Origin of the sequence: Pandoraea sp. 64-18, assembly GCF_001899225.1 — a bacterium.
In the GTDB taxonomy this organism is placed as follows: domain Bacteria; phylum Pseudomonadota; class Gammaproteobacteria; order Burkholderiales; family Burkholderiaceae; genus Pandoraea; species Pandoraea cepalis.
Genome location: NZ_MKVU01000016.1, coordinates 187,251 through 200,217, shown reverse-complemented (window position 1 = coordinate 200,217; position 12,967 = coordinate 187,251). Strand labels below are relative to the sequence as shown.

The window sequence follows — 12,967 nt, the reverse complement described above, 5'->3', positions numbered from 1 at the left end:
GCGCCTTCGTGACGCCGCCCCTGGCGGCGTTGCTGGGGTGCCTCAATCGATCGTTGGCGAAGACGACAGCGCCCCTTGCGCCGATGCTCGTACCGACGCATTCGGCATAGCAGCCGGCACGACGGGCAGTCCGGCCGGCGCACCCAGAATGACGTGGATGCGACCGTCGCGCGAGCCGCTCACGCGCGCACCGCCAACGCGCCCCACGTGAGCGCCGCCCGGGCTCGCCCCGCTCATACGTATCGCCCCGCCGCCCTGCCCCAGCGCGGGCGCATCGGGATCGAAGCGTCGATAAAGGGCGAGCACGGTCGCCACGTAGTCGCGCGTTTCGGCATACGGCGGGATCTGGTCGGCGTGACGCGCCACCGCCCCCTCGCCCGCGTTGTACGACGCGAGCACCAGTTCGAGACGGTCGGGATAACGCGTTTGCAGATCACGCAGATAGCGGGCTCCGGTCAGCACATTCGTCCGCGGATCGGCGAGCTTGTCGGCGACCGTGCGTCGCGCGTCTGCGCGCACGCCGTAGCGCTCGCCCGTTGACGGAAGCACTTGCATCAAGCCAACGGCGCCTTTGGGTGACACTGCGGCGCTATCAAATCCCGACTCCGCCGCAATGACCGCTTTGAGCAACGCCACATCGACGTGATAACGCTGCGCAGCCTGCGCGATCACGGGCGCCAGCGTCTTCAGATTGGGATGTCGGGCGAGGGCATCGTACAGGCGCGAGCGATCCACGCCACTGGCCGTATCGCCGTGCGACGCACGCAGGTCGACGTTGCCGCCCGCCCCGACGACCGGACGATAACGCGCGTCGAGCTTGCGTGCCGCGAGATGGGCGACGCCGTTCTCATCGACATAACCATAGAGTTCGGCGTGTGCGAATGGCGTCGCGACAAGCAGCGCGGCGGCCAGCGCGGGCCCGACGAAACGTCGCGGCGCGCAATGTCGGCTGATCGCTCGAATGCGGCGCGCCATCGAAACGGTGAAGTTACCGACCTTTGACATGCACCTTGATGGTCTGGCTCATGGCGGGACCGTACGATTGGTGAGCACCGTTGGCGAACTGCAACGTCAACGTGTGATCGCCGGGCGTCAGATTGACGCTCGTTTCGGTCTGGCCTTTACCAAAATGCAGGTGCGTGTCGTCCGTGGGGACAACCTGACCTGCGGGAATGGAATCGCCGTCGATGATGAGATGGTGATGACCGGTGTTGGGCGTCATGTCGCCTGCCGGTTTGATCGCCATGCCCTCGACGCCGAAATGGACCGCGACCGGGTTCGACACCGTTGCGCCGTCCGCCGGCGCCACAAAGAAGACGCGCGGCTGAGCCGACTGTGCCAGCGCGGTGGCGCTTGCGCCGGCAACCAACAGCGACACAAAAAGGCAACGCATGGAACGCAACATAACGCGACTCCCGGAAGGGTGAAGGGTGGATTATCCCACGATGTGAGCGCTCACGCTGGCCTGCCGGCGCGTGAGGCACCCGCCACTGCACCGATGCCGGGAATCCGCTCAGATGTCGGCTTCCACCTCATTGCCCTTGGCTTCGAGCCAGCTGCGACGCTGCGCCGCCTCGCCCTTGCCCATGAGCATGTTCATGCGCGCCACGGTCGCATCGAAATCGAGGCCGCCAAGCGCCACGGGGCTCAACCGGCGGGTGTCGGGATTCATGGTGGTTTCCCACAACTGCGCGGCACTCATTTCGCCCAGCCCCTTGAAACGACTGATCGACCATGCGGTGTCACGTACGCCATCCTTGCGCAGCTTGTCGAGGATCGCTTCCAGTTCGCCTTCGTCGAGTGCGTAGAGCTTCTGTGCGGGCTTCTTGCCACGGGCCGGCGCATCCACGCGATAGAGCGGCGGGCGGGCCACATACACATGACCCTTCGCAATCAGTTGCGGGAAATGGCGGAAGAACAGCGTGAGCAGCAGCACCTGAATATGCGAGCCGTCGACGTCGGCATCCGAGAGAATGCAGATCTTGCCGTAGCGCAGATTCGACAGGTCAGGCGTGTCGTTCGCGCCATGCGGGTCGACACCGACGGCCACGGCGATGTCGTGCACTTCGTTGTTCGCGAAGAGTCGGTCGCGCTCGGTCTCCCACGTGTTGAGGACCTTGCCGCGCAGCGGCAGAATCGCCTGAAACTCCTTGTCCCGCCCCATCTTCGCCGAGCCGCCCGCCGAGTCGCCCTCGACCAGGAACAGTTCGTTGCGCGTGATGTCTTCGGTCTCGCAATCCGTCAGCTTGCCCGGAAGCACCGCTACGCCGGAACTCTTCTTCTTCTCGATCTTCTGGCCCGCGCGCGTGCGCGCCTGCGCCTGACGAATCACGAGTTCGGCCAGTTTCTTGCCATGCTCGACATGATGGTTGAGCCACAACTCGAGCGCTGGACGCGTGAAGGACGACACCAGACGCACGGCGTCGCGGCTGTTCAGGCGCTCCTTGATCTGCCCCTGAAACTGCGGATCGAGCACCTTCGCGGACAACACGAACGACACGCGCGAAAAGACGTCTTCCGGCAGCAGCTTCACGCCCTTGGGCTGCAGATTGTGCAGTTCGATGAAACCACGCACCGCCTGGAACAGCCCCTCGCGCAGACCCGATTCGTGGGTGCCGCCAGCCGGTGTCGGAATCAGGTTGACATACGACTCACGCACCGGCGCGCCGTCTTCGGTCCATGCCACGACCCAGGCCGCGCCCTCGCCTTCGGCGAAGCTGTCCTCGTTGCCATCGGCAAAGCGCTCGTCCTCGAACAGCGGAATCAGCGGCTCGGCGCCGCCCAGCGATTCGACAAGATAGCCGCGCAAGCCATGCTCATAGCACCACGTCTGCTCGTCGCCGGTCTTCTCCTGACGCAACGTGACGCGCACGCCCGGCAGCAGCACCGCCTTCGAGCGCAGCAACCGTTGCAGCTCGCTCAGCGGCAGCGTGGGATTATCGAAGTACTTCAAATCGGGCCAGACGGTGACGCGCGTGCCGCTCTTCTTCTCGCCGCGTTGTGCGGCGCGCGAGTGCAATGCCACGTCGACGTTGCCGCCATCGGCGAATTCCAGCTCGGAGACCTGGCCGTCGCGCCAGACCGTGACGGCCAGTCGCGTGGCCAGGGCGTTCGTCACCGACACGCCAACCCCATGCAAGCCGCCCGAAAAGGTGTAGGCGCCACCGGCCGCCTTGTCGAACTTGCCGCCCGCATGCAATCGCGTAAAGACGATCTCGACGACCGGCACACCCTCTTCCGGGTGGATGCCGACGGGAATACCCCGGCCGTCGTCCTCGACGCTCACCGAACCATCCTTGTTCAGCGTGACGAGGATCTGCTTGCCGTAACCGCCAAGCGCTTCGTCAGAGGCGTTGTCGATGACTTCCTGAATGATGTGCAGCGGATTTTCGGTGCGGGTGTACATGCCCGGGCGCTGCTTGACCGGTTCAAGGCCCTTCAGGACCTTGATGGACGCTTCGCTGTATTGGGCAGGCGTATTTTTTTTCGACATAGCGTGACTGAATTAGGGTACGACGCCCGGCGATTATCCACAGTTCCTGTGGACAACCACGGGGAAAACCCATGAACACATGACAAAAGTGACGCCGTATCAAAGACTTGAGTTGCGGCGCCCACAGAATGGGCACGCTGAGCGCGCCCAGCGCCCGGCCGGTGTTGTCCGGAGGCGAGCCGCGCCCGATGCATCGCGACCTATTGTACTGTCACTCGCGACGTGATCGGGTGACAACGCCAACGGCACCATGCAACGCGGCCGGGCCACGGCCACGGCCGCTCGCCGCTCGCTGACCGGATGCCGACGCTTACGCGCCATCGCCGCGCTGCTTGGCTTCGAGCAGTTCCCAGCGTTCGAGCGCATCGAGCAACGCCAGTTCAATCGCTTCGAAACGTTCGGACAACGCCGCACCGGCAGCCGGATCTTTCGCATAGATCGAACCGTCTTCGAGCTTTGCCCCCACTTCCTGTTGCTCGGTTTCCAACGCGGCGATGCGCGCCGGCAGGCCGTCGAGTTCGCGCTGCTCCTTGTAGCTGAGTTTGGCGGTGCGGCTCGTAGGGCGCTTTGATGCGGTTGCCGTGTCCTTCGCGGCGACTTCGACGGGGGCGCGTTGCGCGGCGAGCGCAGCGGACCGATGGCTCTGTACCTGCCAATCGGTAAACCCGCCAACGTACTCGCGCCAGTTGCCGTCGCCTTCGGCCGCGATGACCGAGGTCACGACGTTGTCCAGGAACGTGCGATCGTGGCTCACGAGGAACACCGTGCCGCTGTATTCCTCGAGCAGCTCTTCGAGCAGTTCGAGCGTCGGGATGTCCAGATCGTTGGTCGGTTCGTCGAGCACGAGCACGTTGGCCGGGCGCGCGAACAGGCGCGCGAGCAGCAGACGATTGCGCTCGCCGCCCGAGAGCGACTTCACCGGTGAGCGCGCGCGCTCCGGCGAGAACAGGAAGTCGCCGAGATAGCTCATGACGTGCTTGCGCGCGCCATTGATCTCGATCCAGTCGCTGCCCGGGCTGATCGTATCGAGCAGACTCTTCTCGGGATCGAGTTGCGCACGCATCTGGTCGAAGTACGCCACCTGAAGATTGGTACCGACACGAATCTGTCCGCTGTCCGGCGCGATCTCGCCGAGAATGAGCTTGAGCATCGTCGTCTTGCCCACGCCATTCGGGCCCACCAGACCGACCTTGTCGCCGCGCATGAGCGTCGCCGTAAAGTCGCGCACGATGACACGCTCGCCGTAAGCCTTCGTGACATGGGTCAGCTCGGCCACGATCTTGCCGGACTTCTCGGTCTGCGCCACATCCATGCGCACATTGCCCTGAATCTCGCGGCGATCGGCACGTTCGCTACGCATCGTCTTCAGGCGCTCGATGCGCGACACGCTGCGCGTACGGCGTGCTTCAACACCTTTGCGAATCCACACTTCTTCCTGCGCGAGCAGCTTGTCGAACTTCTCGTTCTCCACGCGCTCGATCTCGAGCTGCGCAGCCTTGCGCTCTTGAAACTGGGTGAAGTTGCCCGGATAGGAGAGCAGACGCCCACGATCCAGTTCGACGATACGCGTGGCCACACGATCCAGGAAACTACGGTCGTGAGTGATGAACAATAGCGCGCCACGATAGCCGATGAGCAAATCCTCCAACCAGCGAATCGCTTCGAAATCGAGGTGATTGGTCGGTTCGTCGAGCAGCAGCACGTCGGGTTTGGCCACCCAGGCCTGCCCGAGCGAGACACGCTTTTGCATACCGCCGGAGAGCGACCCGACGCGCGCGTGTCCATCGAGCCCGAGTTGCGCAACCGTCGTTTCCACCCGTGTCTTGAATTGCCACGCATCCGCGTTGTCGAGCGACGCCTGCAACGTATTCAACCGCGCGAGCAGCGCGTCGTGCTCGGCGCCCTCAGGGGCATCGGCAAGCGCGTCCACCGTGCGTTCGTAGTCGGAGAGCAGCCCATGCAATTCGCCGAGGCCAAGCGCGACGGCGTCGAAGACCGTCAGTTCGGGATCGAACTCAGGCTCCTGCGGCACGTAGACGGTATTGAGTGAGGCCTGCCGTGCCACAAGGCCGTCGTCGGGAACCATCTGGCCCGCCACGATCTTGAGCAGCGACGACTTACCGGCGCCGTTGCGGCCGATAAGTCCAACGCGCTCACCGGCTTCGAGCGAAAAATCGGCATTGTCGAGCAATGCCACGTGACCGAACGCCAATTGGGCGCCCGAAATGGAATACAAGGCCATGTGTCGGGGGAACGGGAGAACTACGATGGGAGATATTGTAGTGCCGGGCGCGAGGGCCCGGCCGATAATGCACGGCTACGGCTTGGCTATGGCTTTAGGGTTGTGCTGTTGGACGCCGCCGGCGGACGCAGCATTTCGATATGCAGAATGCCGTCTTCGTCATACGGCTCACTGGCCCTGACGAAACCGAAGGCGCCATAGAACGCTTCGAGATGCGCCTGAGCCCCGATGCGCAGCGACGCCAACGGCCATGCCTCATCGGCGATCGCCACGGCCCGCGTCAGCAATTCGCGCCCGAGCCCGGTGCCTCGATGCGACGCCGCCGTGATCACACGCCCGATCGACGCTTCGTCGTAGGCCACTCCGGGCGGCAACAGCCGCAAATACGCCGCAATCTGCAGCGCATCCGCCGCATCGCGCACTTGCGCGACGAGATGCAGGCTGTGAGGGTCGCGTCCGTCGATGTCCTGATACGGGCATTGCTGCTCGACCACGAACACGGCATTTCGCGCGGCCAGAATACGGTAAAGCAGGGAACTGCCCAGCGCATCGAACGACTCGCACATCCATTCCATTCCCGACTCTCCGGCCATACGTTGCGAAAGGCGGGACTATAGCACCGTCGCCACACAACGATGCCGGCATCGCGCACAGGGAATGAATGGGGAAATCGACTTACTGGAAGTAGACGATGCCCTGCTCGATGTCGGCACGGGCATTACGCTCGGCGTCGTCGAGGGCGTTGCCTTGCGTGGCAAAGCCGTAGGCGGTCTGGACCTGATAGGCCCCGACTTTTTCCAACCCGCCATGGGTCGGGCGGTGAATCTCGTAGAACGCGTCCCAACGAGCGTTGTCGCGCTCGACGGCACGCACGCTGTACTGAAATTCTTGAAATTGTGTTGTTTTCATTTTTGAATCCTTCTTACTGCAAAAAATATGACTGATAACTATCCCTCTCGAATCGGCTTACGGTGATGAGAGTGCAAATCTGCACAAATGTTTCCGTGAAGTGCACGCAGCCTATCTGCTCAACATGACAAACACACGACATTCGCGTGACTGACATACGACAGGCGGTGCAGGTGAACGCGTCACGTAGCGCAAGGCCACATGCGCACCGGCATTGCGCAATGCGGGCGCAATGAGGGCGTTCTGTACGACTTCCAGTTTCGGGGAACGATGCGCTGTCGCCCAGTCGAGGGCGACGGCAAGAACGTTGGACGCGTGAATTCACGCCAAGCGTTCAGCGTGGCACGCGGTAGCAAAGTCGTGCGGCACATTTGTAGTGATAATCGTGCCACACGCGGGCCACCTCGGGACAGGCACTCAGCCGGCCCCGCTATGCATGCCTCGCTTGACTGCTATCCGCTCAATTCGAAATTGACGAAAAAAACGGTGCAGATAGCGAATGATAACAGAAAATTGCTATCTCGACACCAAAGCAGACCGGCGCCGAAGTCAGGTCAAGGCGTGGCGGCGCGGTCGTCAATTTGGGCGAGCACCCAATACATATAGCCCGCGAACGCGCCGAAGATCACGTGTCCCGCCACCATCGTCCAGCCGCGCGAGGCGACGAACCATGGGAACCACTGCGTCATGACGTAAAAATTGACGGCGTACACGGCCAGCCCGAAGATCGCCCCCGCCACCGACACCGTCACCACATCCGAATCCAGCCGGAAGGGGGCGACGATCGCACCAAGCACCACACCCAGAACGACACCGATGACCGCGTGGACAATGAGCGCCATGGCCACAATGGACAGGTCGAACGTAGCAGGCTGCGTCAGGATGCCAGGCCCCAGCGCGATGGCGGCGACCATGCGGGGTGGCACCCATGGGCTCTGGCCGGAGACCAGCAGCACCATCAGCATTTCCACCGCCGAGAAGAAGGCGCAGGCGACAAAACCGGAAACGGCGGCCGCGGCCCAGTCGGGCGAGCGGTGCGTGTAGCGATGCGAGTGGAGGTGCAGTTCCATGATGTTCTCCCTTGAGGGTGACTCTTGGAGCCGCCGGCAGGACCGGCAGTGCTTTCAGGATAGAACAATCCAGGCGCGGCGACGGCGTATCCGCGCGATATACTTGGATCTGGCGCCACGTCCCGCCGCCGGCGGGACTATCGGGAGATAACGTATGTCCAGTCTCATTGGCTTGCTCGTCGCTATCGTGCTCGTGGGTGTTCCCGTCTGGCGGATTCTGACCCGCCTCGGCCTATCCCCCTGGTTCACGGTGCTGGCCTTCATCCCGGTCGTCAACATCATCTCCCTCTGGTTGTTGTCCTACGCCGCTTGGCCGGGCCAGCGGACATCGGTCCAAGCGTCCAACGGGTAACGCCTGCGGGCCGAGATCACTTGCCTTTGTCGACAGGGCGTGTCGACGCCTGCCCGTGGTGCAGTGCGGTACGGTAGAATATTCGCCAAACTCCGAACACTGGACTGGCATGAGCACAGAGCTGAACGCGGCATCCAATTTCATCCGCAACATCATTGACGAAGACAATCGCTCGGGCAAATGGGGCCAACGCGTCGAAACGCGTTTCCCGCCGGAGCCGAACGGTTATCTGCACATCGGCCACGCCAAGGCCATCTGCCTGAACTTCGGCGTGGCGCGCGACTACGATGGCGTGTGCCATCTGCGCTTTGACGACACCAACCCCGAGAAGGAAGAGACCGAATACGTCGATTCGATCATCGACATGGTCAAGTGGCTCGGCTTCAGCTACCAGACGCCGCAAAAGGAACACCTTTACTTTGCGAGCGACTACTTCGAACAGCTTTATCAGGGCGCCGAGATCCTGATCCAGCGCGGCAAGGCGTACGTTGACAGCCAGAGCGCCGACGACATGCGCGCCAGCCGCGGCAATCTCACCGAGCCGGGCAAGGATTCGCCGTTCCGCAACCGCTCGGTTGAGGAGAACCTCGATCTGTTCCGTCGCATGCGCGCGGGCGAGTTCGCCGACGGCACGCATGTGCTTCGCGCCAAGATCGACATGGCTTCGCCGAACATCAATCTGCGCGACCCGGCGATCTATCGGATCCGTCATGCGCACCACCACCGAACCGGCGACGCGTGGTGCCTCTACCCGATGTACACCTATGCGCATCCGCTGGAGGATGCCATCGAGAACATCACGCATAGCCTGTGCACGCTGGAATTCGAAGATCAGCGTCCGTTCTACGACTGGGTACTCGGCGAGCTGGCCGACGCGGGCATGTTCAAGCGGCCGATGCCGCAGCAGATCGAATTTGCGCGCCTGCAACTGACTTACGCCATTACGAGCAAGCGCAAGCTGCGCCAGCTGGTCGACGAAAAGCACGTCGACGGTTGGGATGACCCGCGCATGCCCACGCTCGTCGGCCTGCGCCGTCGCGGCTTCTCGCCGGAGAGCCTGCAGTTGTTCTGCGAGCGCATCGGCGTAGCCAAGTCGGCATCGTGGATCGACATGAGCGTTCTCGAGCAAGCCCTGCGCGACGACCTCGACCCGAAGGCACCGCGTGCGACGGCGGTGCTCGACCCGCTCAAGCTGATCATCGACAACTATCCGGAAGGCAAGCAGGAAGACTGCCAGGCGCCGGTGCATCCTCACGCGCCGGAGCGAGGCATGCGCACGTTCCCGATCTCGCGCGAGCTTTGGATCGAGCGCGAAGACTTCCAGGCCGAGCCGGTCAAGGGCTTCTTCCGCCTGTTCCCCGGCAACAAGGTGCGACTGCGCTACGGTTACGTGGTGGAGTGCACGGGCTTCGATACCGATGCCGATGGCAACGTCACTGCCGTGCATTGCCAGTATTTCGAGGACAGCCGATCAGGTACGCCGGGCGCCGACAACTACAAGGTCAAGGGCAACATCCACTGGGTGAGCGCGCCGCACGCGCTCGCGGCGGAGGTGCGCATTTACGACCGTCTGTTCGTCGACCCGAATCCGGATACGGGAGACAAAAATTTCCTCGACGCCATCAATCCGAACGCCAAGCGCGTCACGCAGGCCTACGTCGAACCGGGCCTGATGAGTGTTGCGCCGGAAGATCGCGTGCAGTTCGAGCGCCACGGCTACTTCGTAGCCGACCGTCAGGACTCGGCACCGGGCAAGCCGGTGTTCAATCGCATCGTCTCGCTTAAGGACAGTTGGGCGGTCAAGCCGGCCAAGGGCGGTGGCAAGTAAACGCTTTGCGGCAATTCTCCGCGTAGCACTCAACCCGCGCCCTCGTGCGCGGGTTTTGTTTTTTGGGGCGCCAGTCAGACACAGCCCCGCCGCCATACCTGTGCGCTGTCGGAGCACTACCGACCCAATGCCAACGCTATACCTAATATAAGGCGCCGACGCGCCCGAAACCGCCAGTTCGGCGTAAGCTCGCGCCCATTGCTCGCCCACCGCTCAGCCGCTGTGCACCGGATGCCGCGAGCCCCCCCCCGATTCGCCCGATTCGCGCGATTCTCCACGATTGCCCATGTCAATCCCTCACCTTTCGCCGCCCCCTGCTTCGCCCGCGACCTTGGCCCTGCCGCGTGCCGCTGCCAAGCGCCGAGGGTGGATCGATGCGTTGCCCGGCATGGCGGCGAATTTTGCGCAGATTTATTTTGTCCCTTCGGCAAGGGTCGGATTGTTGCTGTTCGTCCTACTCGCCCTCGCCAACCTCTCGGCTGCGATCACAGGACTGGCGGCGAGTATCGCCGCGTCGTGCCTCGCGGTCGCGCTGCGACTGCCACACGCACTGCTTCGTAACGGGCGATTGGGATACAACGCGACCCTCACCGGTATTGCATTCGGCGCGTTATGGCAACCCGACGCCACGTTCGTCGCATGGCTGGCGGTCTGTGTCTGCCTGACCGTGATCGCAACCGCGACCCTCTCGCGTTATGCACTACCTGCCCTCACCGGCCCATTCGTGGGTGTGATGGCACTCACCTGGGCGATGCAGCGGTGGCTGCATTGGTTGCCGCAGGCCAGGGCACTCGCCTGCGACACCGGCACGCCGGGTTTCGTCTTCTGCTCGGTCGGTCAGGTCGTTTTCGTCGCCCCACTGGTGCTGGGCCTGCTGACCTGGTACGTCCTGGCCCTCTGGAACCCCCGCGCCACGCTGTGGGCGCTCGCGGCGGGCGTCACTGTCTGGTTGGGCCTCGCCGCACTGGCGACACTTTGGCCGCCAATGGCCACGCAGGCAGGGGGCATTGGCATCAACGCGTTTCTCGCTGCACTCGGCCTAGGAATGTTCGGACATCGCCCAACCGTACGCTTCGCGGGCGCCTTTCTGGCCTGCATCATTTGCGTTGCGCTCGGCACCGTGTTCGGTCCGTTCGGCTGGCCGTACTTTACGTTGCCGTTCAATCTGGCGGTATGGACCATGCTTCGCGCGACGGCCCGGCCAAGGCCACCGATCTCCGCATAAAAAAATGCCCGAAACGCTAACGTTCCGGGCACTCGCTCATCGTTCACCCCGTATTGCGAGACTGCCGTCTGCGCGGCGAAGCATCCGCTCGCTGTCCCGTGTGGTTTTGGCTTGCCCTTGCTCGTTCCCGAGCCGTGCGGTCGTTATTTATTGTGTGGCTTCTCCCCCGACACCCGCAAACGCCCCCCGACGTTCCTGATGCACCACCGAAGCCCGGCCCTCTCGCGTGCCTTACCTCTATCAACGGTGAGACGCGTGAAAAGTTGACGGGGGTATACACCGATCGTTGCTCAGTCCGCATCCAAGCCGTCATCGCGCTTGCCGGAAACCGCCGGCGTCTTCACGACCGCATATCGTGCCAGCGTTTCCTTGCGCGCCACGTCGTGCGCCACCCGCGGCGGCGGATAGTCGCGTCCCAGCGCCACGTGGGCATCGAGCAGCGTCTGCGCGTCGGCCCGCCAGGGAGCATGCAGCGCCTTGTCGGGCAGATTGGCCAGCTCCGGCACGTACTTCCGAATGAAGCGCCCTTGCGGATCGAACTTCTCAGACTGCGTCACCGGATTGAAGATGCGGAAATACGGTTGCGCGTCGCATCCGGTCGACGCCGCCCACTGCCAGCCGCCGTTGTTCGCCGCGAGGTCGAAGTCGTTGAGCGCGTGCGCAAAGTAGGCTTCCCCGCGCCGCCAATCGATACCGAGATCCTTGACCAGGAAGCTCGCCGTCACCATGCGCAGGCGGTTGTGCATATAGCCAGTCTGGTTGATCTGGCGCATGGCGGCATCGACGAGCGGATACCCCGTGCGTCCCTCGCACCAGGCCTGAAAATCGGCATCGGCCGCTTGGCCGGCAGCCCATTCGATGGCATCGTAGGCAGGTTTGAACGCCTGTGCCACGACGCGCGGATGATGGTGCAGGATCATGAAATAGAACTCGCGCCAGATAAGCTCGCTGAGCCATGTTTGCGCGCCGCGACCGTCGTCCCCCCCTCGCAACATGGCGGCGTGCGCCTCGCGGGCGAGCGTGCGTATCGAAATCGTGCCGAAACGCAGATGTACCGACAGATAGCTCGGCCCGCGTATGGCAGGGTAGTCGCGTCGCTCATGGTAATGCGCCATGCGCGGCAGAAAATCGTCCAGCAATTGACGGGCGCCAGACTCCCCGGCAGGGATGGCCATACGGCGCGCGTCGGACACCTCGAAACCCAACGACGCCAGTGACGGGAGTGCACCGCTGCCCGTCGGTGGCACAGCCAATCGCCGCCGATCGGCGTCGCGGCCGTGCGGCGCCAAATCCACCGGTCTCACCTGCTTCAACCAAGCGCGCTGATACGGGGTGAACACGCTGTACGGCTCGCCCTGCGCCGTGAGAATCTCACTCGCCTCGAAAATCACCTGATCCTTGACGACCTCGAAGGCAATGCCGCGTTCGTCGAGCGAGCGAGCCACCGAGCGATCGCGTGCCACGGCGGCGGGCTCGTAATCGCGCCCGGCAAACACGGCCTGTACGCCGAGCGACTTCGCCAGCGACGGAATCTCCGCCACCGGATCCCCGTGGCGCACAATCAATGCCCCGCCGGCATGCGTCAGCGTGGTGGCCAATTCGCTCACGCTGTCGTGGATGAATGCGACACGACGATCGTCGCGCGGCAAGACGTCGAGAATCGTTGTGTCGAACACAAACACGACATACACCGCTTGGCACGTGGCAAGCGCGTGCGCGAGCGTTGCGTTGTCCGTGCAGCGCAAGTCGCGCCGGATCCAAACCAACCCCTTATGGAAATCGCTCATGTCAGATTGGCGCCACACGTGCGCGCCATTGTAGGTTCCGCCCAATCCCGTACCATAGCGA

At 63.3% G+C, this 12,967-nt stretch carries 11 protein-coding genes; 3 read left to right on the top strand and 8 right to left on the bottom strand.

Annotation, left to right across the window (positions count from 1 at the left end; all coding sequences use genetic code 11):
- Window positions 1-42 precede the first annotated feature (42 nt).
- The 7 genes from BGP02_RS14500 to BGP02_RS14470 form a co-directional block, all read right to left on the bottom strand.
- Window positions 43-1,005, bottom strand: a complete 963-nt coding sequence (locus BGP02_RS14500; RefSeq protein ID WP_017234906.1) for a lytic transglycosylase domain-containing protein — start codon at window positions 1,003-1,005, stop codon at window positions 43-45.
- The gene (locus BGP02_RS14495; RefSeq protein WP_017234905.1) at window positions 989-1,405 is read right to left on the bottom strand and encodes a DUF4399 domain-containing protein; all 417 of its coding nucleotides are present in this window, start codon (window positions 1,403-1,405) and stop codon (window positions 989-991) included. The genes BGP02_RS14500 and BGP02_RS14495 overlap by 17 nt, the downstream gene beginning before the upstream one ends.
- Before the next feature lie 108 nt (window positions 1,406-1,513).
- The gene (locus BGP02_RS14490; protein WP_017234904.1) at window positions 1,514-3,493 is read right to left on the bottom strand and encodes a DNA topoisomerase IV subunit B; all 1,980 of its coding nucleotides are present in this window, start codon (window positions 3,491-3,493) and stop codon (window positions 1,514-1,516) included.
- Between the two features lie 310 nt (window positions 3,494-3,803).
- A complete protein-coding gene (locus BGP02_RS14485; RefSeq protein ID WP_286798777.1) occupies window positions 3,804-5,735 on the bottom strand; it encodes an ATP-binding cassette domain-containing protein in 1,932 nt (643 codons plus the stop codon).
- 86 nt (window positions 5,736-5,821) lie between these two features.
- Window positions 5,822-6,310 (bottom strand): GNAT family N-acetyltransferase, encoded by a 489-nt coding sequence (locus BGP02_RS14480; RefSeq protein WP_286798776.1) that lies wholly within the window; start codon window positions 6,308-6,310, stop codon window positions 5,822-5,824.
- Window positions 6,311-6,410: 100 nt separating this feature from the next.
- Window positions 6,411-6,644, bottom strand: coding sequence for a hypothetical protein (locus BGP02_RS14475; RefSeq protein ID WP_017234901.1), 234 nt, complete (start codon window positions 6,642-6,644; stop codon window positions 6,411-6,413).
- Between the two features lie 554 nt (window positions 6,645-7,198).
- On the bottom strand, window positions 7,199-7,714 hold the full coding sequence (locus BGP02_RS14470) for a hypothetical protein (RefSeq protein WP_150563082.1): 516 nt from the start codon (window positions 7,712-7,714) through the stop codon (window positions 7,199-7,201).
- A 154-nt stretch (window positions 7,715-7,868) separates the two neighbouring features.
- On the opposite strand from BGP02_RS14470, the gene BGP02_RS14465 reads away from it, so the two are divergent.
- From BGP02_RS14465 to BGP02_RS14455, 3 genes are all read left to right on the top strand, one after another.
- Complete coding sequence (locus tag BGP02_RS14465; RefSeq protein ID WP_017234899.1) at window positions 7,869-8,066, top strand: hypothetical protein; 198 nt, start codon at window positions 7,869-7,871, stop codon at window positions 8,064-8,066.
- Window positions 8,067-8,175: 109 nt separating this feature from the next.
- The gene (locus BGP02_RS14460; protein WP_268567569.1) at window positions 8,176-9,894 is read left to right on the top strand and encodes a glutamine--tRNA ligase/YqeY domain fusion protein; all 1,719 of its coding nucleotides are present in this window, start codon (window positions 8,176-8,178) and stop codon (window positions 9,892-9,894) included.
- 286 nt (window positions 9,895-10,180) lie between these two features.
- The gene (locus BGP02_RS14455; protein WP_268567568.1) at window positions 10,181-11,119 is read left to right on the top strand and encodes an urea transporter; all 939 of its coding nucleotides are present in this window, start codon (window positions 10,181-10,183) and stop codon (window positions 11,117-11,119) included.
- Window positions 11,120-11,409: 290 nt separating this feature from the next.
- On the opposite strand, the gene BGP02_RS14450 is transcribed toward BGP02_RS14455, so the two are convergent.
- Window positions 11,410-12,906 (bottom strand): cryptochrome/photolyase family protein, encoded by a 1,497-nt coding sequence (locus tag BGP02_RS14450; RefSeq protein WP_017234896.1) that lies wholly within the window; start codon window positions 12,904-12,906, stop codon window positions 11,410-11,412.
- Between the last annotated feature and the right edge of the window lie 61 nt (window positions 12,907-12,967).

What these genes read in the sequence shown, in the direction of transcription:
- BGP02_RS14480 (WP_286798776.1), bottom strand. Translation starts at nt 6,310, where the DNA reads ATGGAATGGATGTGCGAGTCGTTCGATGCGCTGGGCAGTTCCCTGCTT.
- BGP02_RS14450 (WP_017234896.1), bottom strand. Translation starts at nt 12,906, where the DNA reads ATGAGCGATTTCCATAAGGGGTTGGTTTGGATCCGGCGCGACTTGCGC.
- BGP02_RS14465 (WP_017234899.1), top strand. Translation starts at nt 7,869, where the DNA reads ATGTCCAGTCTCATTGGCTTGCTCGTCGCTATCGTGCTCGTGGGTGTT.
- BGP02_RS14495 (WP_017234905.1), bottom strand. Translation starts at nt 1,405, where the DNA reads ATGTTGCGTTCCATGCGTTGCCTTTTTGTGTCGCTGTTGGTTGCCGGC.
- BGP02_RS14460 (WP_268567569.1), top strand. Translation starts at nt 8,176, where the DNA reads ATGAGCACAGAGCTGAACGCGGCATCCAATTTCATCCGCAACATCATT.
- BGP02_RS14500 (WP_017234906.1), bottom strand. Translation starts at nt 1,005, where the DNA reads ATGTCAAAGGTCGGTAACTTCACCGTTTCGATGGCGCGCCGCATTCGA.
- BGP02_RS14475 (WP_017234901.1), bottom strand. Translation starts at nt 6,644, where the DNA reads ATGAAAACAACACAATTTCAAGAATTTCAGTACAGCGTGCGTGCCGTC.
- BGP02_RS14485 (WP_286798777.1), bottom strand. Translation starts at nt 5,735, where the DNA reads ATGGCCTTGTATTCCATTTCGGGCGCCCAATTGGCGTTCGGTCACGTG.
- BGP02_RS14470 (WP_150563082.1), bottom strand. Translation starts at nt 7,714, where the DNA reads ATGGAACTGCACCTCCACTCGCATCGCTACACGCACCGCTCGCCCGAC.
- BGP02_RS14455 (WP_268567568.1), top strand. Translation starts at nt 10,181, where the DNA reads ATGTCAATCCCTCACCTTTCGCCGCCCCCTGCTTCGCCCGCGACCTTG.
- BGP02_RS14490 (WP_017234904.1), bottom strand. Translation starts at nt 3,493, where the DNA reads ATGTCGAAAAAAAATACGCCTGCCCAATACAGCGAAGCGTCCATCAAG.